This is a genomic window from Pseudomonas sp. PAMC 25886, assembly GCF_000242655.1.
Taxonomy (GTDB): domain Bacteria; phylum Pseudomonadota; class Gammaproteobacteria; order Pseudomonadales; family Pseudomonadaceae; genus Aquipseudomonas.
This window is the reverse complement of record NZ_AHHC01000035.1, coordinates 54499-79610: the sequence shown is the minus strand read 5'-3', so window position 1 is coordinate 79610 and position 25112 is coordinate 54499. Positions and strand designations below refer to the sequence as shown.

The window sequence follows — 25112 nt, the reverse complement described above, 5'->3', positions numbered from 1 at the left end:
GATCAACTGTAGGAGCTGGCTTGCCTGCGATAGCGGTGTTGGATTCACCATCGCTATCGCAGGCAAGCCAGCTCCCACATTTTTGATCGCATTTCAGGTCATGGATTTTCGGCGGCCAACGCGGCAATTACTGCCGGGCGTTCACCGACCCGCTGCTGAAATTTCGCCAGCGCCGGCCACTGCTGCAAATCGATATCAAAAAATGCTGCCCAGCGCAGCACCACAAACAGGTACGCATCCGCCACCGAGTACTGCGCGCCCAGCAGGTAATCCTGACGCTCCAGGGTCTGCACCAGAATCGCAAACCGCTTGAACAGCGTGGCCTTGAACAGCGCCTTCACGTCATCTGGAATCGCGTCCTTGAACAGCACCCCCAGCCCGCCATGAATCTCGCTGGAGACAAAGTTCAGCCACTCCTGCAAACGCACCCGCTCCCAACTGCCATTGACCGGTGCCAGGCCCGCCGCCGGCACTTGGTCGGCCAGGTATTGCAGGATGGCGGCGCCTTCGGTCAGCACCTCGCCGTTGTCCAGTTGCAGTGCCGCCACGTAGCCCTTGGGGTTGATCTGCAAGAAATCATCACCCTCAGCCGTGAGCTTTTTCTGGTTGTCGACGCGAATCAATTCAAACGGCAGGGCCAATTCCCGCAGCACGATATGGGAGGCGAGGGAACAGGCATTCGGGGAAAAATACAGCTTCATCGGGGCAACTCCGCAGGACAGTTGCCTTCAGTCTCCTGGGCATGGCACCTTGCGTAAAATTAATCTTTCAGAATCCTGCCATAAGGACAGCTACTGCCATGATGAACCTGATGCACTGGCGCCTGTTGGTGGCTGTGGCGGACAACGGCAGTATCACCGCCGCCTCCGAACGCGTCGGCATGACCCAGTCTGCGGCCAGCCAGGCGATGGCGGCCATGGAGGCCAACCTGGGTGCGCAACTGTTTGTGCGCGAGGCGCGCCAGACTGTGCCCACCGCCCTGGGCCTGCAAGTGATCGAGCAGGCGCGGGTGATGCTCGGGGCCTTGCAGGCGATTCGCACCACAGTGGACGAAGCGCGGCCCATGCTGCGTGGGACGATTCGCATCGCGAGTTTCCCCATGGTGCTGGCGGTGTTCCTGCCGCCGCTGTTGCGGCGGTTCAACCAGCTTTACCCGGGCATCGAGGTCACGGCCCTGGAAGTCACCGACGATGAAGTGAACACCTTGCTCGACGCGAACCTGATCGACCTGGGCGTGGTGCTCAACCCGCCGTCGGAGCGCAATGCCGCAGTGCTGGGGCGCGATAACTGGGTGGCTGTGTTGCCGATGGCGCACGTGTTATCCCGGCGCGCGGCGCAGGCAACGGTCACGCTGGAAGAGTTGGTGGAGCAACCGTTCGTGCTCGCCACCGGCGGCTGCACCGTCAACGCTCGCAGCCTGGCGCAGGAAGCCGGGCTGGTGTTGCGCGAGGTGCGGGTGGAAGTGCGGGAGTGGAACAGTGCTTTCAGCCTGGTGCGCGAAGGCGTGGGTGTGACGCTGGTGCCCGAGATGACCCTGCCGGCCCAGCGCCACGGCTTGCGCATCATGCCGCTGGCGGAGCCGGTGCACCGCGAGTTTGCGTTGGTGACTTCACGCCATCAATCGCCCTCCGCAGCGGTAAATGCTTTGTTGCAAATGCTGGCTGACTAGTGGCCTTGCATAGCGCCAACGCCTGTCTATGCTCACCCAGAACCGTTGATGACGCTCGGCATATAAAGCGTTTCGGATAGGTTTCCCCATAAAGGTCTGTGGGCAAGATTCAAACCGTGAATGGAATGCGCCCGCGTGGGCGTCGGGAAAATAAAGGGTGATCTGACATGTTCAACCGCCAACACAAATCCGACCTGCTGGAAATCGAACGCTTCTCCTGTGCCCTCTCCGAAGCCAAAGCCAAATTGGCCGCCATCAGCCGCTCCATGGCGATGATCGAGTTTGATCGCAACGGCATCGTGCTGGATGCCAATGAAAACTTCTGCAAGACCATGGGCTACAGCGCTGAAGAAATCCGGGGCAAACATCACCGGATTTTCTGCGAAGAGGCCTACACCCACACTGATGCCTACGCCAAGCTCTGGCGCGACCTGGCGCGGGGCGAGGCCCTCAGCGGCACCTTCATGCGCTTGAACAAGCATGGCCAGGAAGTGTGGCTGGAAGCCAGCTACATGCCGGTGCTCGGTGCCGACAACCAGGTGCAGAGCGTGATCAAGGTCGCTTCGGACATCTCGGCGCGGATTCACCGCGAGCATGAAAACCAGAGCCTGATCGACGCCATCGGCCGCTCCATGGCGGTGATCGAATTCACCCCGCAAGGCCAGATCCTGAATGCCAACGACAACTTCCTGAAGACAGTCGGCTATTCCCTCAACGAAATCGTCGGCCAGCACCACAGCATGTTCTGCCATCGTCACGAAACCGAGTCGCCGACTTACAAGGCGTTCTGGGCTTCCCTCAATCGTGGCGAGTACCACTCCCATCGTTTCGAGCGCAAAAACAAATACGGTCAGACGCTGTTTCTGGAAGCCTCCTACAACCCGATCTTCGATGCCAACGGCCGCCTGTACAAAGTGGTGAAGTTCGCCAGCGACATCACTGATCAGGTCACCACCTTGCGCACCGCCGCCGACTCGGCCCACGCCACCTCGGTGCAGAACGACGCCTGTGCCCGCAAGGGGTCGGAAGTGGTGCAGCAGACCGTGCAGATCATCGAAGAAATTTCCCGCGACCTGAACGAAGCGGCTGTGAGCATTGATGCGGTGAGCAAACAGTCGGACATCATCGGCACCATCGTCCAGACCATTCGCGGCATCGCCGACCAGACCAACCTGCTGGCGCTGAACGCTGCGATCGAAGCGGCCCGGGCCGGTGAGCATGGGCGCGGGTTTGCGGTGGTGGCGGATGAGGTGCGCAGTCTGGCGGCGCGCACCAGCCAGGCGACGATCGAGATTGTGGACGTGGTACGCAAGAACCACGACCTGTCGATCAGCGCGGTGTCGAGCATGCAGTCGAGCTTGAGCCGTACGGGGCTTGGGGTGGCGCTGGCGAATGAGGCGGGGCAGGTGATCCTGGAGATTCAGGAAGGGTCACGGCATGTGGTGGATGCGATCAGTCAGTTCAACTCCACGCTACAACTGCAGTAAACGGTATTCATGACTGACACATGACCTGTGGCGAGGGAGCTTTTGTGGTGAGGGGGCTTGTCCCCCGTTGGGCTGCGCAGCAGCCCCAAAAGCGGCCACCTCATTCCATCAGAAGGAACGCGGCGAGCGGATTAGGGCTGCTTCGCAGCCCAACGGGGGACAAGCCCCCTCACCACAGGAAAGCCCTTCACCACAGGGTTTGTATTGTCAGGGCTTAAATCGCAGCCAGGGTTTCTTTCACGTTCTGCGCCTGCGGGTCGGCCGTTTTCGCCGCTACCTGCTGCGTCTGCTGCTCTTTCAGGCGTTCTGCCACTTCTTTGGAAATAGCGTCCTGCTGTTCCTGAGGCATGTTCTTCACATCATCCTCGGTCAAACCCTGTTCCTTGAGCAGTTGCTCGCGGATGCGCTCGGCCGGGCTTTTCTTCATGTAGTCGGTGAAGTCACTGCGGGCCGAAGTGGTGGAGTCAGTCTTGGCCGTATCGGTGGTCGAGGTGGTTGCGGTGGTGGCTTGCAACTGCACACGGGTCTTGGCGAAGGCGGCATTGATGTTGTCGGCAGTGGCGTCGGCCGCTGCCTGTGTGGTCGATACAGTGGTGGTGCCCTGTTGCACGTTTTGTGCGGCGCCGCTGTACAGCGCGCTGGCCGCGGCGTTGGCCGGGTCCATGTCGGCGCGTTTGATGCGTTGGATCGTTGACTGAGCCTGGGGATTGTTGTTGATCAGCATGATCAGGACACCTGTGGATGTGAGCGGTCCCACAGGTGGAGCAATTAGCGTGCCCAGTGATATGGCCCCGTGTTTACGGGGCTTTTGGCCGCCACCGTCGGCAAGCATTGGCGTGCCGACGGCCATTGTTTGCCGCTAGTGGGCAATGTTCTCCAGCGCCAGGTTGCGGGTGCGCGGGCCGAACCAGCTGATGGTGATCATCACGATCAACATGCTGCTGGCGATAAACGCCAACACGCCCGGTGTGCCGAGGTGTTCAAGGATCACACCGATCAGCAAGCTGCTGAACACCGTCGACAACCGGCTGAACGAATAGCAAAAGCCCACCGCCCGGGCGCGGATGTTGGTGGGGAACAGTTCGCTCTGGTAGGAGTGATAACTGAAGCTCAGCCAGGCGTTGCAGAAGGTGATCATCACCCCGCAGATCACCAGCCCCACGGCGGTGGTTTGCAGCGCGAACAAACTGCCGAAGATCACCGCGCCCAGGGCCGAGCCGACAATCTGCCATTTGTTTTCAAACCGGTTGGCCACCTTCACAAACAGCAGCGGTCCCAGCGGGTAGGCGAGGGTGATGATGAAGGCATAACCCAAACTGTGGGTCACGCTCACGCCCTGGCCCGACAGCAGCGCCGGCAACCAATTGCCAAAGCCGAAAAAGCCGATGGCCTGGAACACATGAAACACAATCAGCATCAACGCCCGGCGCCGGTAGGGCGGTTGCCAGATATCGGCAAACCGCCCGTGGCCCTGCACGCTGACGGCTTCCGGCTCCGGTTCATCCAGTGGCTTGCCGTGGTCCTTCTGGCAACGTGCCTCAAGGCTGTCCATGATCTGCCCGGCCTCGTCGAAGCGGCCTTTTTGCGCGAGCCAGCGCGGTGACTCCGGCAGGCGTTTGCGCAGTTGCCAGATAAACAGCGCAAACACCGCACTGCTCAGCACCACCCAGCGCCAGCCAGAGATCCCGAACGGCGCCTGGGGCACCAGCCACCACGACATCAAGGCCACCGCCGGCACCGACAGGAACTGGATGAAAAACGCAAAGGCAAACGCCGAGCTGCGCATGCGCTTGGGCACCAGTTCCGAAAGATAGGCATCGATGGTCACCAGCTCGATTCCCAGGCCGATGCCCACCAGGAAGCGCATGCAGATAATCCCCAAGGCAGAGGTCTGAATACCCATCAGCACAGTGGCCACGGTGTACCAGATCAGCGCAAAGGTGAAGATCGCCCGGCGCCCGTAGCGGTCGGCAATCGGGCTCAGCAGGCTGGCACCGAGGAACAGGCCGAGGAAGGTGGCCGAGGCAAAGGCCGCCTGGTCGGAGAAGCCGAATACGCCCTGGCTGCCGGTGTGGAAAATCCCGTCACTGATCAAGCCCGGGCTGATGTAGGCGGTCTGGAACAGGTCATACAGCTCGAAAAAGCCGCCAATCGACAGCAACGCCACCAGGCGCCACACGGTGGCGACGGCGGGCAACCGGTCGATGCGTGCGCTGATGTGGGCGGCGCGTATCGGGTCGATGCCGTCTGCGGTAGAGGGTGAAGACATGGGCAGAAGACTCAGTAAGTGATCGGGATCTCGAATTCCTGGAACGCATCATCCACCGGTTGGTAACCCAGCACACGGGTTGTTTCGCTGAGGTCCAGGCGTTTGAAGCGGTTGTTGGAAATGCCGTGGGCGATCAGGTGTTTCACCCCGATGGTTTCCACCGAACGTTGCAGCAACTGCACGGCGTCCCGCGGGCTGAGCCAGGCGCTGAGGTCGCGGGCGTTGTTCAGGTCGTGGGTTTCGGGGAATTCAAACGCACCGATGCGCAGGGCGATGGTGGAGAGCGGGGTTTTGGCGGCGTAAAAACCGCACAAGGCCTCGCCGTAGCATTTGCTCACGCCGTACAGGTTGGCGGGCAGTACGGGCATGCCGGGGGTGATCTGGCGGTCGACCGGGTAGCCTTCGATGGTCTGGGCGCTGCTGGCGAACACCAGGCGTTTTACCCCGGCGGCCACGGCGGCTTCGAACAGGTACGTGGTGGCCAGGATGTTGTTGGGCAGCAACTCGTCGAAGGTGGCGCTGGCGTGGGGGATGCCCGACAGGTGCACGATCACGTCAATCCCGTCGAGCAGCGCGGTGAGGCTGGTTTTGTCGCTCAGGTCGGCGTGCACGAAGCGGTGTTCGCCGAGGGCGAAATCCGGCTCGATGCGGTCGGTGAGGGTGAAGCGGTAGCGGTCTTTCGAGGCTTCGAAAAACGTCTTGCCGATGCGGCCGCAAGCGCCAGTGAGCAGTACGTTGAGTCCTTTCATGGTGTCGTCCTTGTTGTTAGTTGTGGCCGTCGAGGGCGAAGGCCTTGAAGCCAGGGCGCTGGCTGAGGGTTGCGTAGTAGGCGCTGACAGCCGGGTAGGAGGGATGCTCCATAGGCGTCATCCGCCAGCGGTGTACGGACAGGCCGATGAGGATGTCGGCCAGTGTGAACGCATTACCGGCCACGTAGGCATTGGTTTTGGTCAGTTGCTGTTCCAGCAGGCCCATCTTGTCGTTCCAGCCGCGCACACCGGCAGCGAGGCGTTGCGGGTCCTGGTAGTCCGGGTTTTTGCGCACCAGGGCGTGGAAGGCGTAGCCCCAGGACGGGTTGAGTTCGGTGGCTTGCCAATCCATCCATTGCTCCACTTTGGCACGGGCTGCCGGTTCGGCGGGTAGCAGGTCGTGGCGTTGGTGCAGGCCCACGAGGTAGCGGCAGATGGTATTGGATTCCCACAGCACGCCGTTGTCGTCGATGAGTACCGGGACTTGGGCGTTAGGGTTCAGGGCCAGGAATTCGGGGGATTGGGTGGGCGTGAAGCCGATGCCCCAGTCTTCGCGCTCGTAGGGAATAGCCAGCTCCTGGCAGGTCCACAGGACTTTTCGCACGTTGATAGAGGAGGTGCGACCCAAGATTTTCAGCGAATGGCCCATGGTGCTTTCCTGGCGACGGTGAGAAGGCAGGGAGGCAATTTAGCAGGGGCATGGGCCAACGACGACTAAAAATGTGGGAGCTGGCTTGCCTGCGATGCAGGCACCTCGGTGTATCAGGCATACCGAGGTGATGCTATCGCAGGCAAGCCAGCTCCCACATTGACCGCGTCTGGGCCCTTAGCAGAGCGGTGATTCCTGGTCCATCAACTTGCCCATCAGCAATACGCCCAACTCACTCAACTGATGAATCGCCAATGCCGTGTCGCGGTCTTTGCCGGTGAGTTCATCAGACAGGTCGAGCAATAACGTGCTGACCGAGGAAAACGTCTCGTAGCTGTTGGCGATCAGGCTTTCGCTGCTGACGTCGGGGCTGACGGTGAATAAGGTAGGGGGATTTGGAGTTGCTTTGAACATAGGTAGGATCTCTAACAAGGCCACCACCTGATCGCTACTAAACGAAAGGGTGGCGGCTGCACGCAGGTTAGTAGACCGGTAGACCCATACAAAAACCCGGCGCGCCACGAGGGCGCCCTGCGCACAGCCACCATCAAGCACAGACAGGTAAGTCCGAAAGATGAAGCTCATGCACATTTGTATGGGGCTGCTCAGGCTACTAAACCCGATCACCGAGAAATTCAGCGACCGGGCAACCTTAGAGAGCCCTATCCAGGCGCACAAGCCGGCGGATTCTGACGTACCTGTAGGCAACGGAGCAAGGCGCTGCCATCAACATCAGTCACTTCCTACAGCTACCGCCTAGGTGCTCTCGCGCACCTTCAACTCAAACCCCATGTCCACCACCGGCCGGGCGATCTTGTTACCGGCCATCACCGTCAGCAAATGCTCTGCCGCACGCCGGCCAATGGCTTCGCGGGGCGTACTGATGCTGCTCAAACGCGGCACCATGAACGAGGACGAGGGCAGGTCGTTGAAGCCCAGCACCGAGATCTGCTGCGGTATTTTGATGCCATGGCGCAGCGCTTCCAGCAACGCGCCCTGAGCCAGGTCGTCGTTACCAAAGAAGATCGCGTCCACATCCGGATGGCTGGCCAGCAGTTGCAGGAACAGCTCGCCGCCCAGGCCCAGCGACGATGGCCGTGGCGTCAGCACTTCAAGCGCCGGGTCGTACAACCCTGCCTGCTGCAACGCCCGGCGAAAGCCTTCACCGCGCAACAACGTGCGTTGGTCCAGTTGCGCACCGATGTAGGCCAGGCGCTTGCGACCCCGCGAGATGAGATGCGCGGCCGCCGTTTCCCCGGCGTTCAACTGCGAGAATCCTACGCAGTTCAATCCGGCGCCCGGGTCCAGGTCCATCATGTACACACACGGCACGTTGCTCGATTCCACCATGCGCCGGGCACTTTCCGTACGGTCAAACCCGGTCAGCAGCAACCCCCGTGGCTGGTAGGCCATGTAGTTGCGCAGCAGGTCTTCTTCTTCATCGCGGGAATAGTGGGTGTTGCCGATCAGCACTTCAAAGCCCTTGGGCCGCAGCACTTGGTGGATGGCTTCGAGGGTTTCGATAAACAGCAGGTTGGACAGTGACGGCACCAACACCACCACCGACTGGCTCTGGGCAGATGCCAGGGCACGGGCGGCCGGGTTGACCACGTAGCTCAGTTCGGCAGCGGCTTTTTGCACTTTTTCCACCAGTTCGGTGGCCACGGTGCTGATGCCGCGCAAGGCCCGGGAGGCGGTAATCGGGCTTACGCCGGCCAGGCGGGCTACTTCATTCAGGGTAGGGCGGCCCGTGGTGCGGGTATTTTTATCGTTCTTGGGAGTCATCAGGCGGCTTGCCAAACAAAAATCGAGGCACTAAGGTAGCGCTGTCTCCAAGACCCTGCAAATTCTTGAACGTCGGGATGCCTGTTCCCGTTCAAACCTTTGGAGCAGATGCACGCGTCACTCCATAAAAATGACAAGACGGCGCGGGAAAAGCCTGTTTTTGCACTAGCCTTACAGCGTGCAAAGGTAGCGCTATCTGCGTCTTGAGGTGTTTCATGAGTCAACCTGTTACTGCCCTCGTGATCATGGGTGTTTCCGGCTGTGGCAAGTCCAGCGTCAGCGAGGCCCTGTGCCTGCTGAACGGCGCCACGGCCATCGAAGGCGACAGCTTTCACCCCGCCGCGAACATCGAGAAGATGAGCGCAGGCCATCCCCTTAACGACGACGACCGCGCCGGCTGGCTCGACATCCTGTGCGATGAACTGCGCCGCTCGCTCAAAGCCGGCGAGCACCCGGTGCTCACCTGTTCGGCCCTGAAAAAGAAATACCGCGACCACCTGCGCGAAGCCGCGCCGGGCCTGGGGTTTGTGTTTCTGGAGCTGACCCGCGAAGTCGCCGCCGACCGTGTGTCCCATCGCCCCGGCCATTTCATGCCGGCCAGCCTCATAGACAGCCAGTTCGCCACCCTTGAATCGCCGGTGGGTGAGCCATTGACCCTGGCCCTCAACGCCAGCGAAGACAGCGTCGAAGAGCTGGCCGAGCAAACCAATGCCTGGTGGCTCGAACACGGCTTTGAACCAAACAAATAATTTTTTGCCGGACAAGATAGCGCTGTCCGCCTGCACTGAATTTTTTACCGGCTTTAATAACAACAACAAACAGGAGAGACCCCCATGTTTGGCTTGTCCCACGATACCTATCTGCTGCTCGATGCAGTGGTGACCATCATCGGCCTGATCGTGTTGATCACCCGGTTCAAAGTCCACCCGTTCATTGCGCTGATCATCGCCGCAGGCTTTCTCGGCCTGACCTCGGGCATGCCCGTGGACAAGATCATCAAGGCGTTCCAGGACGGCTTCGGCGGGGTGCTCGGCTTTGTCGGGATTATCCTGGCACTGGGTACGATGCTCGGCAAGATGATGGCCGATTCCGGCGGTGCCGATCAGATCGCCCAAACCCTGGTGCGCGCTTTCGGCAAGGAGAAGGTGCAGTGGGCAATGATGTTCGCCGCGTTCCTGGTGGGCATTCCGCTGTTCTTCGAGATCGGTTTTGTACTGCTGATTCCGCTGGTGTTTATCGTCGCGCGCCGCACTGGCGTGTCGCTGATCAAGATCGGCATCCCGCTGCTGGCGGGCCTGTCGGCAGTGCACGGCCTGGTGCCACCGCACCCGGGCCCGTTGCTGGCGATCGGCGTGTTCGGTGCCGACATCGGCAAGACCATTCTCTACGGCTTGATCGTCGCGCTGCCTACGGCCATCATCGCCGGCCCGCTCTACGGTTCGTTCATCGCCAAGTACATCCCGGGCAATCCGTCCCAGGAACTGGTGGACCAACTGGCCAGCGAGCAACCGGAATCCAAGACCCTGCCGAGCTTCAGCATCACCCTGATCACCGTGCTGTTGCCGGTGTTCCTGATGCTGCTGAAAACCTTCGCGGACGTTGCACTGCCGGACGGCCACGTGATCCGCAACTGGATGGACATGATCGGTCACCCGATCACCGCCTTACTGCTGGCCTTGCTGCTGTCGCTTTATACCTTTGGCCATCGCCAGGGCATCGGTTCCAAGCAAATCCTCAAGCTGCTCGACGCCAGCCTTGCGCCGACCGCAGCGATCATCCTGATCATCGGTGCCGGTGGTGGTTTCAAGCAGATGCTGGTGACCAGCGGCGTGGGTGATGTGATCGGCCATATGGCGGTGACCGCGCAGATCAACCCGATCCTGCTGGCCTGGCTGGTGGCGGCGGTGATTCGTGTGGCCACCGGTTCTGCCACCGTGGCGACCATTACCGGCGCAGGCATTGTGGTGCCGGTGGTGGGGATGATTCCGGGGGTGAACCGCGAGTTGCTGGTATTGGCGACGGGGGCGGGCTCGCTGGTGTTGTCTCACGTCAACGATGCGGGGTTCTGGCTGGTGAAGCAGTACTTCAACATGACCGTGGCCGAGACATTCAAGACCTGGACGGCGATGGAGACCATCCTGTCGGTGGTGGCGTTGGGCTTTATCCTGTTGCTGTCGCTGGTGGTCTGACAGGCGCACCGCAAAACAAATGTGGGAGCTGGCTTGCCTGCGATGGCGATGGTGAATTCAACACCGCTATCGCAGGCAAGCCAGCTCCCACATTGATTGGGTTCCGGCAGTTGGATCGGGTCAGGCGTCAGCTTTCTTGACCAGCCCATCCGCCCGGAACATCGCCCGGATGCCCCGCACCGCCTGGCGAATCCGGTCCTGGTTTTCGATCAGCGCAAAGCGCACGTGATCGTCGCCATACTCACCAAAGCCAATCCCCGGCGACACACACACCTTGGCCTCAAGCAGCAGCTTCTTGGCAAACTCCAGCGAACCCATCGCGGCATACGCCTCGGGGATTTTCGCCCAGACGTACATCGATGCCTTCGGGTTCTCGACCATCCAACCCAGCTCATGCAGGCCTTTGACCAGCACGTTACGGCGCTGGCGGTACTGCTCGGCGATGTCTTTCACGCACTGCTGATCGCCTTCCAGCGCCGCAATCGCCGCCACTTGCAGCGGGGTGAAGGTGCCGTAGTCGTGGTAACTCTTGATCCGCGCCAGGGCGTTGACCAGTTCCGGGTTACCCACCATGAAACCAATGCGCCAGCCGGCCATGTTGTAGCTCTTGGACAGGGTGAAAAACTCCACCGCGATGTCCTTGGCGCCCGGCACTTGCATGATCGACGGAGCCTTCCAGCCGTCGTAGACGATGTCGGCGTAGGCCAGGTCATGCACCACCAGCACGTCGTACTGTTTGGCCAGGGCGATCACACGTTCGAAGAAGTCCAGCTCCACGCACTGCGCGGTGGGGTTGGACGGGAAGCCGAGGATCATCATCTTCGGCTTGGGGATCGAGCCGCGAATCGCGCGCTCCAGTTCAGCGAAGAAATCCACTCCCGGAATCAGCGGCACCGAGCGCACCTGGGCGCCGGCAATCACGGCACCGTAGATGTGAATCGGGTAGCTGGGGTTGGGCACCAACACCGTGTCGCCCTGGTCCAGGGTGGCCAGCATCAAGTGCGCCAGCCCTTCCTTGGAACCGATGGTCACGATGGCTTCGGTTTCCGGGTCGATGTCCACTTCATAGCGGTCTTTGTACCAGTGCGAAATCGCCCGGCGCAGACGCGGAATGCCTTTGGAGGTGGAGTAACCGTGGGTGTCTTCGCGTTGGGCGACGGTGACCATTTTTTCCACGATGTGCGGTGGCGTGGCGCCGTCAGGGTTACCCATGCTCAAGTCGATGATGTCTTCGCCGCGCCGACGCGCAGCCATCTTCAGCTCGGCAGTGATATTGAAAACGTAAGGGGGGAGTCGATCTATGCGCGCAAAGCGGCGCGTCGAACCTTGGTCGGCCATTGTTGCCTCGAAATACGTAAGCGCCCGGAACCGTCCGAGCGACGTCGGCCACTGCGGTGGCCTGCGGGGCAGACAATACGGTCGATGATGGCCAATTGTCCAGATGCTGAGGCAAAAATTTCTGCTTGGAGTACGGCGGGGATATGCCCCTATACTCGACGCGGGTTTGTTCCCTCATAAGAAGGAGACTGTTCAGATGGATCAACAGACAAAACTGCCGTTACAGCCGCACATGGAAGAGGGCAAGGCCCTGGTGATCGCGGGTGTGCAAGGGCGTTATTCGAAAGCCACGCTGGGGGATATTCCCAAGTTGTGGGAGTTGTTCGACAGCTGCTTCAAAGAGATCAAGCAGCGCGTGGGCGGCGTGACCTACGGCGTGTGCTACAACGCCAAACACGATGAATTCGACTATCTGGCGGGCGTTGAAGTACCGACCAAGGGCGATGTGCCGAGCAACTTCGAGTCGATTGAAATTCCTGCCCATCGCTATGCAGTGTTCCCGCACTTTGGTCCGGTGCAGGCGCTGGCGCAGACCTATGAACGCATCATGTTCGAGTGGCTGCCGGGTTCCGGCTACAAGGTGATCGGGGCTGATTTTGAGCGTTACAGCGCCGACTTCGATGTGGGCAAGGGCACGGGCTCCGTGGAAATCTGGATTCCGATAGAAAAGCTCTGATGACTTGAGGTTCCGGGTGGGAGAACTCCCCACCCGGGTGCCGGTCACTCACGCGTCGTTGAGCAGGCGCGCGATATAGGTGTAGTAGGTTGCGTTGGGGCCGGATACCAGGAATTTTTCCCCCGGATGCTGCAACTCGACGGTGTCGACATAAGACCGCAGTGGACTGTCCTGCCTCGTATAGACCAGCGCAACGCCGGCATTACCAAATGCCGGGTCCTTGTGAGCGGCCCGAGTGTATCTCACCAGTTTTGTGGTTAAGCCCGTTGCTTGTTCCCGGGCCAATACCACGACTTTTCCGTCGCGCTGGACCACGTGGCTCACATACGAGCCATCTTCAACAGTGGTGTGCACGGGAACGCCCTGGTTGAACGTGGGGTCGGGTTGCCCGCTGGCGGTGAAACTGGCGACGAAGTTATGGGTTTGTCGCAGTTTTGCGTTGGACCCGGCTACGGTGATCCGATGTTGATCGTCCACCACAATGCTGAAGACGCTGAGCGGGTTGCCGGTATCTGCGGAGCCCAGCTCAACATGGCCGCCACTGCCAAAACCGGTCACCAGTGAACCCCTGTTGTCGTAGCAACTGATAATGGCTTTGTCTCTGGTGTTGCCTGCGACCAACAGGTGATCGTCGTCTGAAAATGCCAGGGCGCGCAGTTGTGTGTCGGGAACGTATATCCGCCCGGTTACGTCACCAAAAAGCGGGTCGATACCTCCGTTTTTATCGATCTTGATAATGATGCTGTCGTGTTCGTGAATTTCGAAAGCCACATAGACGGCGCCGTCTTTGTCTCGGACCTTCAAGCCTCGTTTTCCCAGCAGATCGTCCTCGACAGCGACATCAAGCCGTACGGTACCGTTGTTGCCCGGGTTGAACTGTGGGTCGGGATCGCCCTCTTTGGTGACGCGCGTGAGGTGGGCATCATAGTGGGACCCGTTGAGCAGGCCCCATAGCACCAGGTACTTATCGTCTGCCTGTACTGTCAGGGCCGCGAACAGGTTAAAACCGGCGATGGACGTTTCGGCCAGCGCTTTATCGTAATAGCCGTCGGCATGGTGTTTTACCGCCTCGACGACATATTCGGTTTGGGATTTTCGCTTGTTGCCTACGGTGAGCAGTGTCTGGTCCTTGAGCAACCGGGTGAACCCGGCCAGCAATTCCAGGCGAACGGTGCCGTTGCGGTCTGTGCCAAAGCTTGTATCAAAACTGCCGGCAATGTTTTGGGAGTTGGCCATGATGGGGCTCCTTGTGTGGGGAAGTCCTCCATACCTGCTTGTTCGACATCACGAAGCGACAACGTGGGAACAGCAGTACATCTCACAAACCATCGGGTGGATAGCTGTTAGAAATAACAGGTAGTGCGTGCCGGCCCACGAATTGGGCCAAGGGCCGGCAAGTCTTTTGCGACCGCCTCTCAATACAACGTGGCGTTGACCCGCTCCGGCATTTCCCGGTCATAGGCCTCCGCGTCAAATGCCCCGTCATTCAAGCGCTTGTGAAACGCCCCGGCGCTGGGCAGTGCCGAGCGATCCAGATGCTTTTCCGGGTTCCAGCAATCGGAGCGCACGAAGGCTTTGGAACAATGGAAATACGCTGCTTCCACCTGCACCAGAATCACCGAGCGGGCCGCTTTGCCATTCACCGCAAAGCTCTCCAGCAACTCGGGCTCGATGGAAATCTGCGCGCGACCATTGACCCTCAATGTCTCGCCAATCCCCGGAATGATGAACAGCAGCGCAATACGCGGATCCACCACCAGATTGCGTAAGGTATCGAGGCGGTTATTCCCTGGCCGATCCGGAATCGCCAACGTGCGCTCGTCGATGATTCGTACAAACCCTGGCACATCGCCGCGAGGCGAACCATCGATGCCGTCCGGGCCGGACGAACTCACCACCACTAAGGGTGACGCGCGGACCATCGCCTGGTAATCCTCGTTGAGAAACGGAATTTCCTTGCGCACGGCCCGCTCGTGGGGGAGGCCATAGAGGGATTCGAGTTGTTCCAGGGTTGTTAGCATTTCACCACCTCCTCGTTGTTCAAAACACCCACGCCAACCGGCGCTCATACCCAATCCGCCCCTTGTACGCCTCACCGCTGTCCACCCAGCCCTGCTGCAAATACAGCCCCATCGCCGCCACATTGTCCGTGTCCACCGACAGCTCCAGGGCCTTGATCTGCGGCCAGACCAGGCGCGCAGCCGCTGGCAGGGCCTGCAGGCAGGCTTTGCCAAACCCCTGGCCCTGTTGATGGCGGTCGACTTGCAGTGCATGCAGCGTGGCGCTGTGTTCATTCGCCCAATGGGGCAGGCAGGGCGGGCGTTTGAGCAGCAGGAACGCCACGGGGATCTCGTCTGCCAGCAGCGCAAAGCCCGCCACGCCGGGGCTCGGATTGACGAGCAGGGTGTTCAGCGCACAGTAGATATCGCCGGAAAACGCCAGTTGTTCGGGATGCACTTCCAGGGCGTTGAGTTGCTGTTGTTGCAGGGCAGTCAACGTCTCATAGGGAACGAGGCGGGTTTCCATCGGCGTAGCATCCGAAATCCTACAAAGAAGCGCGGATTCTAGCGGGTTTGCGGTATTCGCAATTATTTTTCGCGGGACTGTCGATTGGCCGATGGCCCAGTCGACTAAGGGTGTCTTCAGTGATTTTTCCCGCAAGGAGTATCGCCATGAGCACTGCAATCATCAGCTTGATCGAACAATGGAAACAGGCGGTCATCGCCAAGGACTTCGAGAAGATTGTCAGCTTTTACGACGACGATATCGTCGCGTTCGACGCCGTTAACGCCCTGCAGTTCAAGGGTAAGGCGGCCTACCAGGCGCACTGGAAGGCGTGCATGGAGTTCTGCCCGGGCCCCGGGGTCTTTGACTTCCACGAGCTGCATATCGTCGCCGCCGATAACAGCGCCTTTGCCCACTGGCTGGCGCACTGTGGCGGCACCGGGCCCGACGGTGTGCTCAAGACCTGCTGGATGCGCGTCAGCGCTGGTTACCAGCGCATTGGGAGCGAGTGGAAAGTGGTGCATGAACATTGGTCGGCACCCTTCGACATGGAAACCGGCGCCGGTCTGTTCGACCTGAAACCTTGAACGCCGCGAACTATAGTCAGTTGTCCGAAAACGGAGAATCCCATGAAATACCTCTGCCTGATCTATAGCAACGAGCAGGTGCTGCATGATTCGCCCGACAGCCCCAAGGACCCGGAATGTTTTGCCTATGGTGCCGCCGTGCAGGCCAGCGGGCGGTTGCTGGCCGCCGAACCGCTGGAGTCGGTGACCACCGCGACCACTGTGCGCATGCGCAACGGCAAGCTGTCGATCACCGACGGGCCGTTTGCCGAAACCAAGGAGCAACTCGCCGGGTTTTACCTGATCGAAGCCAAGGACCTGAATGAAGCGATCCAGGTGGCCAGCGGCATTCCGGCGGCCCGGGTCGGCAGTGTGGAAGTACGCCCGGTGCGTGAATTGAATCTCTGATCACAACAATAAAACTCAGGAGGTTTACCCATGACTCATCAACCCAAACCCGCCGAATTTGAACTGTCTATCAGTCGCTTGATCGATGCCCCGCGCAGCCGGGTGTTCCGCGCCTGGACCGAACCCGCCTTGTTGCAACAGTGGTGGGGCCCACACGGCATGACCACCCCCGAGTGCGAAATGGACCTGTGGGTCGGTGGGCAATTTCGCACGCTGATGCGCGCGCCCGACGGCAGCGAGTACCCGACCCAGGGCGTATTCCTCGAAATTACCGCCCCCAGTCGGCTGGTGTTTACCGATGCCTTCACCCCCGGCTGGATCCCTTCGGGCCAGCCGTTCATGACCGCCGAAGTCACCTTTGAAGACGTCGACGGGAAAACCCTATACACCGCCCGCGCCATGCACTGGAGCGCTGAAACCAGGCAGGCTCACGAAGCCATGGGCTTTCACGAAGGCTGGGGCCAGAGCCTGGACCGCCTGGTGACGCTGGTGACCGAAGGCATGCGCGATTGACGGTGCAGGCCCGGGTCGAAGCGGTTTATCGCAGCGAATCGCGGCGCATCCTGGCGACCCTGATTCGCCTGCTCGGCGATTTCGACCTGGCTGAGGAGGCCTTGCACGAGGCGTTCTTCGTCGCGGTGGAACGCTGGGAGCAGGACGGTGTGCCCGACAATCCCCGGGCCTGGCTGGTCTCGACCGGACGCTTCAAGGCCATCGACCGACTGCGCCGCCAGGCCCGTTTTGCCGCGCACCAGAACCAGTTGCTGGCTCAGGCCGATGAACTGGAAGACGCTGACTGGAGCGCCGAAGACGTGGAAGATGACCGCCTGCGCCTGATCTTCACCTGCTGCCACCCGGCGCTGGCGGCCGATGCCCAGGCGGCGCTGACCATGCGTGAGATCTGCGACCTCACCACCGAGGAAATCGCCCGGGCGTTTCTCGCCACACCGGCCACCATCGCCCAGCGCATCGTGCGGGCCAAGGGCAAGATTCGCGAGGCGAAAATCCCCTATCAAGTGCCATCCCTGGCGGAATTACCCGAGCGCCTGGAGAGTGTGCTGCGGGTGATTTACCTGGTGTTCAACGAAGGGTATTCGGCGTCCATGGGCGCCGATTTGACCCGGGAAGACCTGACCCGCGAAGCGATTCGACTGGGCCGCTTGCTGATGGAATTGTTGCCGGAGCCGGAAGTGATGGGCTTGCTGGCGCTGATGCTGCTCCACGAATCCCGGCGCCCGGCACGCACCTCGGCGGGTGGTGAGTTGGTGTTGCTGGATGAGCAGGACCGTTCGCTGTGGGACGCTTCGCTGATCGCTGAAGGATGCGCTCTGGTGGAGAAATCCCTGACCACACGACGCTTCGGGCCCTACAGCCTGCAGGCGGCGATTGCGGCGGTACACGCTGAAGCCGAGAGTGCCGATGCGACCGACTGGCCGCAGATCGTCGGGCTTTATGACGTGCTTCTAGGGGTGGTGCCGTCGCCGGTGATCGAGCTGAATCGCGCGGTGGCCGTTGCGATGCGTGATGGGGCGTTGGCGGGACTGGAGTTGGTGGACGGGATTCTGGCGCGGGGAGAGTTGGTCGACTATCACCTGGCGCACTCGGCGCGGGGCGAATTTTGCCGGCGATTGGGGCGAGTGGAGGACGCGCAGCGGGCGTTTGAACGGGCGCTGGCATTGACCCGGCAAGCGCCCGAACAACGGTTTATCGAGCGGCGCCTGGCCGAGTTCAAATAGCCTGTGAGACTGAAATGCGATCCACTGTAGGAGCTGGCTTGCCTGCGATAGCGGTGGGTCAGCCATACATCTGTTGCTGATACCCCGCTATCGGAGGCAAGCCAGCTCCCACAGTGGATGTGTGTTGTCTGCCTTGGCTTCTTACGGCTGCTGACGCGTCGCCGCCAACACGATTTCGCGAATGCACACATGCTGTGGCTGCTGGTATGCAAAGGCAATCGCCGAGGCCACGTCGTCGGCGCTCAGCACGGTGCCGCCCATGTCCTGTTTCCACGCCTGGTAGCCGGTCTTGATCGCTTCATCGGTGGTGTGGCTCAGCAGTTCGGTTTCCACCGCGCCCGGCGCAATGGTGATCACGCGCACATTGTGCGGCGACAATTCTTCCCGCAGGTTTTCCGAAATCCCGTGCACGGCAAACTTGGTGCCGACATACGCAACGTGGTTCGGGAAGGTCTTGCGCCCGGCCACCGAGCTGACGTTGATGATAGTGCCGCCCTTGCGCTCGACCATGCTGCCGGCCACCGCATGAATGCCGTTCAGCAGGCCTTTCACGTTGACGTCGAGCATCTGCTCCCACTGCGCCGGGTCCTGCTCGCTGACGGCGCCCAGCAGCATCACGCCGGCATTGTTGATCAGCGCGTCGGCCGGGCCGAACTGGGCTTCGGCTTCTTTCACCGCCGCCACCAGCGCGGCGCGGTCGGTGATGTCGACACCGCGGCTCAGGGTGTTCGGCAGGTCCAGGGCATTCAGCCGGTCGATGCGGCGGGCCAGCAGCAGCAGCGGGTGGCCGGCGGCCGACAGCAAGCGCGCAGTCGCTTCGCCAATGCCCGAACTGGCGCCGGTGATGATGATCAAGGGCTTGCTCATGGTGGAACTCCTGAGATAAGAAAAACAAATAACTGAACGTGGGGCGCAGTATATTTAGCCCTTGGGTGGCTGAAAAATGCCTTATTCCTCTGTCTGTCATCGGTAATAACTATGGATGTGCGTCATCTCAAGGCGTTTCTCGCGGTGTTCGAAGAGCGCAATATCACCGCCGCCGCCCAGCGCCTGTTCATCAGCCAGCCGACGTTGTCGGTGACCATCAAGCAACTGGAAGAAGAGTTGGGCGTGGCGCTGTTCCTGCGCCAGCCCCGTGGGGTCGAGGTCAGTGATGAAGCGCGGGTGCTGTACCCGCAGGCGCGGCGCATGGTGGCCGAGGCCGATGCGTTAAGCCGGCTGTTTCGCGGGCGCGAAAACCGCATCGCCCTGGAACTGGGGGTGGAGGGCGACATTGCCGACAGCCAGGTCGAAACCTTCCTGCGCATGGCGCACCAGGGCTTGCCGGGTTTGCTGCTGACCTTGCAGGAGGGCTGCGAAGGAGAAGGACGCCTGGCCGTGGAGGAAATGTGCTGTGAGGACGAATTGTTCCTGCCGCTTTGGGAAGAGTCCTACGTCATGGCGCTGCCGGCTGCGCACCCGATGGCGGCGGGTGGAAAAGAACAGGCCTGGGCGCCGATCGAAGACTGGATCACCTGCCCGCAGCATGATTCCCATCAACGGCTGATGGCCCTGTACGGGCGTTCGCCCCAGGCGGTGGCCGGGCATGCCAGTTCGTTGACCCAGGCCTTGCACATGGTGGCGGCGGGAGTGGGTGTAGCGATGTTGCCGCAGTCGCTGGCGGCGGAGCGCGCCGGGGTAGTGATTCGCCCGTGGCACCTGCCGGCACCGACACGCCGGGTGGGGTTGTGCTTTGCCGCCCAGGCCCTGGAGTTGCCGGCGTTGCGGGCGCTGCATGAATACTTCCAGAACAACCGCCCGCCGCAGATTGAAGCGGCCTGACTGCGCCTTTGAGTGCACCGCCAATCCAATGTGGGAGCAGGCAAGCCAGCTCCCACATTGGATCTTCATTGTTCCGAATATTGTGTTCCGGCGTTATTCCAGCATCTTGCCCAGCAGCCAACTGCCTGCCGGGCCGGGCGGATGCTGGCGTGACCACAACGCATCCACCGCTACCGAGCGCGGCCAACCCCGGGCCTTGATTTCACACAGGTGGTCACCGCCAAACCGCTCCACCAGCCAGCGCGGCAGAGGCGCCCATCCGAAACCCAGCTGCGCCATTTCCATCAGCATCAGGTAGCTGGGCGCCGACCACACCCGGCCCAGGCCACGGGTTTCATTCGGGTTGATGATGCTCGCAAGGCGCAGTTCGCGGTGTTGTTCCAGGGTTTGCTGGTCGATGTCCGCAAGGTTCGCCAGCGGATGTTTGGGGGCGACAAACAGCGCGATTTCCGTGCGCTCTTCCACGGCGGTACTGGTGAGGTCCGGCGGGTAGACCTCCTGCATTTCGATAAACGCAATCTGCGCCCGGCCGCTTTGCACCAGGGCGATCAAGTCTTCGCATTCGGCGATCAGGCATTCCAGTTCCAGGTCCGGGTAGCGTTGCTCAAAGGCGCTGAGGGCGGTTTCGAAACGGTCCGATTGATAGGTATCGGACATCGCGATACTCAGCTTGGGCTCCAGCCCCTGGGACAACTGGCTGGCCGCCAATTCCAGGCGGCTGCTGGCTTCCAGCACCTGCTCGGCGCGTTGCAGCAGTACATGCCCGGCCGGGGTCAGCGTCGGCTTGCGGCTGCTGCGATCAAACAGCACCACGTCCAGGTCAATCTCCAGGCTCGCCACTGCGGCGCTGACGGTGGACTGGCTCTTGCCCAGCTTGCGCGCCGCTGCGGAAAACGAACCCTGGGTCGCCGCCTGCACAAACGCCTGAAGCACTTCATGTGAGGCCATGACTATCGCCTTGATCGATGGTTATTGGTTATGAAGTATCGGGTTAAAGGGTAATGATGGCAACCATCGTCACTCACGGAGAACGGGTCATGACACCCACCAAGTCGATTACTGAACGCGTTTGGCAAGCCATTGGTTTTGAAGGCCTGGCCTTAATGATCTGTACGCCACTGCTGGCGTGGATCATGGATAAACCAGCCCTGGAGATGGGCATGGTGACCTTGGCCATCAGCCTGATGGCGCTGGCCTGGAACGTGATTTTCAATGGCCTGTTCGACCGTCTCAAGGCGCGCCTGCAACTGTCCGGCGGGGCCTGGACCCGCGTGTTGCATGCGTTGATGTTTGAAGGCGGCCTGGTGGCGATCTGCGTACCGTTGATTGCCTGGTGGCTGAACATCAGCCTGATGCAGGCGTTTATCCTCGACATCGGCGTGTTGCTGTTTTTCCTGCCGTACACCTATGTGTATCACTGGGCGTATGACGCGGTGAGGGAGCGGATCCTGCAGAAACGGATGCGCACCGCGTAGGAGTCCGGCTTGCCGGCGATGGCGATTTTGGATACGTCATCTCCGGCAAGCCAGCTCCTACAGGGGTTGTAGGGAGGCCACAAAATCGAGGAATGCCCGCACCTTGGCCGCCGGCAAATGCCGCGACGGGTAGAAGGCATACAACGGGAAATGCTCGTCGGGCCAGTCGGGAAACAGCTCCACCAGCGCGCCCGACTCCAGCGCCGGCGTCAGCCCAAGGTCGAGCATCTGCGCCACCGCATGCCCGTGTTCGCACACGCTGTATAAGGTCCCGGCATCGTTGACCACCAGCCGCCCGCGGGTGGCGACGTTGACTTGCTCGCCGGGGCGGTGGAATTCCCAGCCAAATGGCCGGCCGGTCTGGGAGTCGCGAAAGTCGATGCACACGTGCTGGCCGTCTTCCAGGTCCAGTGGATGGGCCGGGCGACCATGGCGCTGAAGATAAGCCGGCGAGGCCAGCGTCAGCACCCGCACCTCCATCAGCTTGCGGGCGATTAACGAGGAGGATTGCGGAATGCCAAAACGGATGGCCAGGTCAAAGCCATCCGCCACCAGGTCCCCGAGCTGATCCCGCGTGTGCAGGTCCAACTGCAGCTGCGGGTATTGGCCCATGAATTCACCGAGCACCGGCCCCAGCACCAGCCGCGAGAAGTACGGGTCGATATTCACCCGCAGCCGTCCGCGTACTGTCAGGGCGCTGTCGGCCGCCGAGCTGGCGGCCTCTTCCAGGCCGGCCAGCAGCGGGGCGATTTCCTGGTAGAAACGCCGGCCCTCGTCGGTCAATTGCACCGAGCGGGTCGTGCGGTCGAACAGGCGGATGCCCAAGCGTTTTTCCAACCGGGAAATCGCCCGGCTGACCCCCGAAGGCGTCATCTCCAGGCTGTCGGCGGCGCGGGCAAAACTGCCGCTGTCGACCACGGCGGCCAGTACGCCCATGCCGCCGGCCAGTCCTGGATCAAAACTCATGGGTGATTGCCTGTCAGTTATCCGAAAGCATTGATGCTAGCGGAGAATCAGACCGGGTTACAGAAACATCCCGCCCGACGCTTCGACCCGCTGCCCGGTGATCCAGTTGCTGCCATCGGCCAGCAGGGTGGAGATCGCCCCGCCAATGTCATCCGGCAAGCCCGCGCGACCGAGTGCGGTGTTGTTGGCGACCATGGCGTTCACGTCCGGGTTGTCCCGCACCACGCCGCCGCTGAAATCGGTGGCAATCGCGCCGGGAGCCAGGGTGTTGACGGTAATCCCACGGGCGCCCAGTTCCTTGGCCTGGTAGCGGGTCAGTACTTCCACCGCGCCTTTCATCGAGGCATAGGCCGAGTAACCCGGCAGGCTGAAGCGCGCCAGGCCGCTGGAGATGTTGATGATGCGGCCACCGTCGCTGATCAGCGGCAGCAGTTTCTGGGTCAGGAAAAACGGACCCTTGAAGTGAATCGCCACCAGTTGGTCGAACTGCGCTTCGGTGGTTTCAGCGAAGCTGGCATGGGCGCCGATCCCGGCATTGTTGATCAGGAAGTTGAAGTGCGTCTGACCGAACACGTCTTTCAATACTGCGCCGACCTGGGCGGTGAACGCCTCAAAGGTAGAACTCTGGCTGACGTCCAGTTGCAGCATGGCCGCCTTGCCGCCCAGCGCTTCGACTTGGGCGACCACGGCTTGGGCTTCGTCCGCCGCGCGGTTGTAGGTGCCGATGATGTCGACGCCCTGTGCCGCCAGGTGCAGCGCAGCGCTTTTGCCCAGGCCGCGGCTGGCGCCGGTGATCAATGCGATTTTACGGGTCATGGTGTAGTCCTCGGAGCGTGTGAATATTCGTGGGATTGAGTGTATTTGTCCGCCCATAACGTGATAAACAGCGCTATACCGGAATAACTGGCCGGATAAGGCGAACAATCCATGAACAAACTTGAGCTGCTGCGCACCTTCGTGCGCGTCACCGAACTGTCGAGTTTCACCCGGGCGGGCGAGAGCCTGGGCCTGCCGCGCTCTACGGTTTCCGAGCATGTGCAGGCGCTGGAAGAACTGCTGGGCGCGCGCCTGTTGCAGCGCACCACGCGCAAGGTGCAGGCCACCCAGGACGGCCGCGTGTTGTACGAGCGCAGCAAGGACTTGCTGTCTCACATGGAGGAACTGGAAGGCTTGTTTCGTCAGGATGAGGCGCAGTTGGCGGGACGGGTTCGCGTGGACATGCCCAACGTGATGGCCCGCGAACTGATCCTGCCGCGCCTGCCGGAATTCATGGACCAGCACCCGCTGATCGAGATGGAGATCAGCAGCACCGACCGCCAGGTTGACCTGTTGGCCGAGGGCTTTGACTGCGTATTGCGGGTGGGCGCACAGCCGGACCAGTCGGTGGTGGCCCGGTTGCTGTTCAGCATGCCGATGATCAACTGCGCGAGTCGCACCTACCTGGAACGCTACGGCGTCCCTCAGACGCTGGACGATTTGGCCGACCATCATCTGGTGCATTACGTACGCCCGCTGGGTTCGCGCTCGCCAGGGTTTGAGTACGTGCAAGGCAACAAGGTGCACCGGATCCCCATGGCCGGGCGCGTCACGGTCAACAGCACCGACGCTTACAGGGCCGCGTGCGTGGGTGGCTTCGGCCTGACCCAAGTGCCAGCCCTGGGCATTCTCGATCTATTGGCCAGCGGCGAGTTGGTTTCGGTGCTGCCGGACTATCCGGCCCCCGCGCTGGACGTGTCCCTGCTGTACGCCGGCCAACGGCATTTGCCGCTGCGGGTGCGGGTGTTCATGGACTGGCTGGCTGCTACCTTGCAATTCGCGTTTAACGCCGGGCTGACAACTGCTGCGGCGCAAGGAACGCATCGTGGAAGTAATCACGGAATGCCTGCATCGCCGGAGTGAACTCACGCTCGCGGTGCCAGGCCAGGCCGACGCTCATGGGGGTGACCTTGTCCGTCACGCTCACGGTTTCGATGCGCTTGCCTTCCAGTGACCACGGGCGATGCACCAGGTCCGACAAAATCGCCACGCCGCTGCCATTGGCAACCATGCTGCGCACCGCCTCCACCGAGCTGGTGCGCAGCCGCACCTTGGGTGTTTGCCCGGCCTGCTCCCAGTAGCGCATGGCGCTTTGTTCGGCTTCGTCGACAGTGAGGAAAATGTACGGCTCCCTGGCCACGTCCGCGAGGCTGACGGCGGGGCGTTCGCACAACGGGTGATGGCTGGGCAGCCACAGGCGGCGTTCGGAGTTGAAGAGGATTTCCGAGACGATATCCGGGTGGGTGAGGTTGGCGGTGAGCACCACGGCCATGTCGAACTGGCCGTTGAGCAGGCCGTGTTCGATCGCCTGGCGTTCCTGTTCGAACACCTCGATGGTCACGTCCGGGTGCCAGTGTTCCATGCGCTGCAAATGGTGCGGCAGGAAGTAGCCGAGCACGGTGTAGCTGGCCGCCACCCGTAATACGCCGCTGGCGCGGTAGTCCGGCAGCGGGCTGTTCAGGGCATCGTCGACGCTGCGCACAATCACGTAGGCCCGGTTGAGAAAATGCCGCCCGGCGTCGGTCAGGCTCATGCCCTGGGCCGAGCGCACAAACAGCTGGGCGCCGAGCATCGCTTCCAGCTCCTTGATCGCGGTGGTCACCGCGGACTGCGAGATGTTCAGGTGAATCGCCGCCTGGGAGATCTGGCCGATTTCGGCGGTGGCGACGAAGTAGCGGATTTGGCGCAGGGTCAGGGACATGTCGGATATCTGATTTTCAGAAGATGGGCCATCTGATAATAGATCTTCCCAAGGGGTCAAGCCGCAGCCTAATTTCCATGGCATGAA

28 protein-coding genes and 1 pseudogene are annotated in these 25112 nt (G+C 61.2%); 13 read left to right on the top strand and 16 right to left on the bottom strand.

The genetic code is table 11. The annotated features are described in order from the left end of the window. Positions 1 to 98 precede the first annotated feature (98 nt). Entirely contained in the window at positions 99 to 701 is a 603-nt protein-coding gene (gene gstA, locus MUM_RS0111360) for a glutathione transferase GstA (protein ID WP_010169839.1), read from the bottom strand. A 98-nt stretch (positions 702 to 799) separates the two neighbouring features. On the opposite strand from gstA, the gene MUM_RS0111355 reads away from it, so the two are divergent. The 3 genes and pseudogenes from MUM_RS0111355 to MUM_RS1000000134970 all read left to right on the top strand — a co-directional run bounded on the left by MUM_RS0111355 (position 800) and on the right by MUM_RS1000000134970 (position 3156). Beyond that, positions 800 to 1669, top strand: a complete 870-nt coding sequence (locus tag MUM_RS0111355; protein ID WP_010169838.1) for a LysR family transcriptional regulator — start codon at positions 800 to 802, stop codon at positions 1667 to 1669. 167 nt (positions 1670 to 1836) lie between these two features. After that, a pseudogene (locus MUM_RS1000000134975) lies at positions 1837 to 2565 on the top strand (PAS domain-containing protein); the annotation flags it as partial. 18 nt (positions 2566 to 2583) lie between these two features. Continuing rightward, on the top strand, positions 2584 to 3156 hold the full coding sequence (locus tag MUM_RS1000000134970; RefSeq protein ID WP_443216231.1) for a methyl-accepting chemotaxis protein: 573 nt from the start codon (positions 2584 to 2586) through the stop codon (positions 3154 to 3156). A gap of 214 nt (positions 3157 to 3370) precedes the next feature. On the opposite strand, the gene MUM_RS0111345 is transcribed toward MUM_RS1000000134970, so the two are convergent. The 6 genes from MUM_RS0111345 to MUM_RS0111320 all read right to left on the bottom strand — a co-directional run bounded on the left by MUM_RS0111345 (position 3371) and on the right by MUM_RS0111320 (position 8611). Beyond that, entirely contained in the window at positions 3371 to 3880 is a 510-nt protein-coding gene (locus MUM_RS0111345; protein ID WP_010169836.1) for a hypothetical protein, read from the bottom strand. Between the two features lie 135 nt (positions 3881 to 4015). After that, entirely contained in the window at positions 4016 to 5425 is a 1410-nt protein-coding gene (locus MUM_RS0111340; protein ID WP_010169835.1) for an MFS transporter, read from the bottom strand. An 11-nt stretch (positions 5426 to 5436) separates the two neighbouring features. After that, complete coding sequence (locus MUM_RS0111335) at positions 5437 to 6174, bottom strand: NAD-dependent epimerase/dehydratase family protein (protein WP_010169834.1); 738 nt, start codon at positions 6172 to 6174, stop codon at positions 5437 to 5439. Positions 6175 to 6190: 16 nt separating this feature from the next. Continuing rightward, the gene (locus MUM_RS0111330; RefSeq protein WP_010169833.1) at positions 6191 to 6823 is read right to left on the bottom strand and encodes a glutathione S-transferase family protein; all 633 of its coding nucleotides are present in this window, start codon (positions 6821 to 6823) and stop codon (positions 6191 to 6193) included. A 177-nt stretch (positions 6824 to 7000) separates the two neighbouring features. Beyond that, the gene (locus MUM_RS0111325) at positions 7001 to 7237 is read right to left on the bottom strand and encodes a DUF6124 family protein (protein ID WP_010169832.1); all 237 of its coding nucleotides are present in this window, start codon (positions 7235 to 7237) and stop codon (positions 7001 to 7003) included. Positions 7238 to 7579: 342 nt separating this feature from the next. After that, positions 7580 to 8611 carry a LacI family DNA-binding transcriptional regulator gene (locus MUM_RS0111320; RefSeq protein ID WP_169389235.1) on the bottom strand — a complete coding sequence of 344 codons (1032 nt, stop codon included), beginning with the start codon at positions 8609 to 8611 and terminating at the stop codon, positions 7580 to 7582. 212 nt (positions 8612 to 8823) lie between these two features. Here MUM_RS0111320 and MUM_RS0111315 point away from each other — a divergent pair, with 212 nt between their 5' ends. Together MUM_RS0111315 and MUM_RS0111310 are read left to right on the top strand one after the other, a co-directional pair. Then, the gene (locus MUM_RS0111315; protein ID WP_010169830.1) at positions 8824 to 9357 is read left to right on the top strand and encodes a gluconokinase; all 534 of its coding nucleotides are present in this window, start codon (positions 8824 to 8826) and stop codon (positions 9355 to 9357) included. Positions 9358 to 9441: 84 nt separating this feature from the next. Next, positions 9442 to 10797: a GntP family permease gene (locus tag MUM_RS0111310; protein ID WP_010169829.1), complete on the top strand. Its 1356-nt coding sequence runs from the start codon at positions 9442 to 9444 to the stop codon at positions 10795 to 10797. Between the two features lie 120 nt (positions 10798 to 10917). Here the strand turns inward: MUM_RS0111310 and alaC are convergent, their stop codons facing one another. Beyond that, the gene (gene alaC, locus MUM_RS0111305; protein WP_010169828.1) at positions 10918 to 12135 is read right to left on the bottom strand and encodes an alanine transaminase; all 1218 of its coding nucleotides are present in this window, start codon (positions 12133 to 12135) and stop codon (positions 10918 to 10920) included. A 196-nt stretch (positions 12136 to 12331) separates the two neighbouring features. On the opposite strand from alaC, the gene MUM_RS0111300 reads away from it, so the two are divergent. Then, positions 12332 to 12811: a GyrI-like domain-containing protein gene (locus MUM_RS0111300; RefSeq protein WP_010169827.1), complete on the top strand. Its 480-nt coding sequence runs from the start codon at positions 12332 to 12334 to the stop codon at positions 12809 to 12811. 48 nt (positions 12812 to 12859) lie between these two features. Here the strand turns inward: MUM_RS0111300 and MUM_RS0111295 are convergent, their stop codons facing one another. From MUM_RS0111295 to MUM_RS0111285, 3 genes are all read right to left on the bottom strand, one after another. Continuing rightward, a complete protein-coding gene (locus tag MUM_RS0111295) occupies positions 12860 to 14047 on the bottom strand; it encodes a hypothetical protein (protein WP_010169826.1) in 1188 nt (395 codons plus the stop codon). 179 nt (positions 14048 to 14226) lie between these two features. Further along, on the bottom strand, positions 14227 to 14832 hold the full coding sequence (locus MUM_RS0111290; RefSeq protein ID WP_010169825.1) for a pyridoxamine 5'-phosphate oxidase family protein: 606 nt from the start codon (positions 14830 to 14832) through the stop codon (positions 14227 to 14229). 19 nt (positions 14833 to 14851) lie between these two features. Beyond that, positions 14852 to 15337, bottom strand: coding sequence for a GNAT family N-acetyltransferase (locus tag MUM_RS0111285; RefSeq protein ID WP_010169824.1), 486 nt, complete (start codon positions 15335 to 15337; stop codon positions 14852 to 14854). A gap of 146 nt (positions 15338 to 15483) precedes the next feature. Here MUM_RS0111285 and MUM_RS0111280 point away from each other — a divergent pair, with 146 nt between their 5' ends. From MUM_RS0111280 to MUM_RS0111265, 4 genes are read left to right on the top strand one after another with little or no spacing between them, the layout of a single operon-like run. Then, entirely contained in the window at positions 15484 to 15903 is a 420-nt protein-coding gene (locus tag MUM_RS0111280; RefSeq protein WP_010169823.1) for a YybH family protein, read from the top strand. 42 nt (positions 15904 to 15945) lie between these two features. Further along, positions 15946 to 16290: a YciI family protein gene (locus MUM_RS0111275; protein ID WP_010169822.1), complete on the top strand. Its 345-nt coding sequence runs from the start codon at positions 15946 to 15948 to the stop codon at positions 16288 to 16290. Positions 16291 to 16320: 30 nt separating this feature from the next. Next, entirely contained in the window at positions 16321 to 16803 is a 483-nt protein-coding gene (locus tag MUM_RS0111270) for an SRPBCC family protein (RefSeq protein ID WP_010169821.1), read from the top strand. Beyond that, positions 16800 to 18026, top strand: coding sequence for an RNA polymerase sigma factor (locus tag MUM_RS0111265; protein WP_010169820.1), 1227 nt, complete (start codon positions 16800 to 16802; stop codon positions 18024 to 18026). Before MUM_RS0111270 ends, MUM_RS0111265 begins: the two co-directional genes overlap by 4 nt. 141 nt (positions 18027 to 18167) lie before the next feature. Here the strand turns inward: MUM_RS0111265 and MUM_RS0111260 are convergent, their stop codons facing one another. Beyond that, a complete protein-coding gene (locus tag MUM_RS0111260; RefSeq protein ID WP_010169819.1) occupies positions 18168 to 18893 on the bottom strand; it encodes an SDR family oxidoreductase in 726 nt (241 codons plus the stop codon). A 111-nt stretch (positions 18894 to 19004) separates the two neighbouring features. Here MUM_RS0111260 and MUM_RS0111255 point away from each other — a divergent pair, with 111 nt between their 5' ends. Then, positions 19005 to 19847, top strand: coding sequence for a LysR family transcriptional regulator (locus MUM_RS0111255; protein WP_010169818.1), 843 nt, complete (start codon positions 19005 to 19007; stop codon positions 19845 to 19847). A 93-nt stretch (positions 19848 to 19940) separates the two neighbouring features. On the opposite strand, the gene MUM_RS0111250 is transcribed toward MUM_RS0111255, so the two are convergent. Continuing rightward, complete coding sequence (locus MUM_RS0111250; protein ID WP_010169817.1) at positions 19941 to 20795, bottom strand: LysR family transcriptional regulator; 855 nt, start codon at positions 20793 to 20795, stop codon at positions 19941 to 19943. An 89-nt stretch (positions 20796 to 20884) separates the two neighbouring features. Here MUM_RS0111250 and MUM_RS0111245 point away from each other — a divergent pair, with 89 nt between their 5' ends. Next, positions 20885 to 21322: a multidrug/biocide efflux PACE transporter gene (locus MUM_RS0111245; protein WP_010169816.1), complete on the top strand. Its 438-nt coding sequence runs from the start codon at positions 20885 to 20887 to the stop codon at positions 21320 to 21322. Between the two features lie 57 nt (positions 21323 to 21379). On the opposite strand, the gene MUM_RS0111240 is transcribed toward MUM_RS0111245, so the two are convergent. Together MUM_RS0111240 and MUM_RS0111235 are read right to left on the bottom strand one after the other, a co-directional pair. Further along, complete coding sequence (locus MUM_RS0111240) at positions 21380 to 22288, bottom strand: LysR family transcriptional regulator (protein WP_010169815.1); 909 nt, start codon at positions 22286 to 22288, stop codon at positions 21380 to 21382. A 57-nt stretch (positions 22289 to 22345) separates the two neighbouring features. After that, positions 22346 to 23104 (bottom strand): SDR family NAD(P)-dependent oxidoreductase, encoded by a 759-nt coding sequence (locus MUM_RS0111235; protein WP_010169814.1) that lies wholly within the window; start codon positions 23102 to 23104, stop codon positions 22346 to 22348. Between the two features lie 111 nt (positions 23105 to 23215). Here MUM_RS0111235 and MUM_RS0111230 point away from each other — a divergent pair, with 111 nt between their 5' ends. Next, complete coding sequence (locus MUM_RS0111230; protein ID WP_010169813.1) at positions 23216 to 24187, top strand: LysR family transcriptional regulator; 972 nt, start codon at positions 23216 to 23218, stop codon at positions 24185 to 24187. On the opposite strand, the gene MUM_RS0111225 is transcribed toward MUM_RS0111230, so the two are convergent. Further along, entirely contained in the window at positions 24108 to 25025 is a 918-nt protein-coding gene (locus MUM_RS0111225; RefSeq protein WP_010169812.1) for a LysR family transcriptional regulator, read from the bottom strand. The genes MUM_RS0111230 and MUM_RS0111225 overlap by 80 nt on opposite strands. Positions 25026 to 25112: the final 87 nt, after the last annotated feature.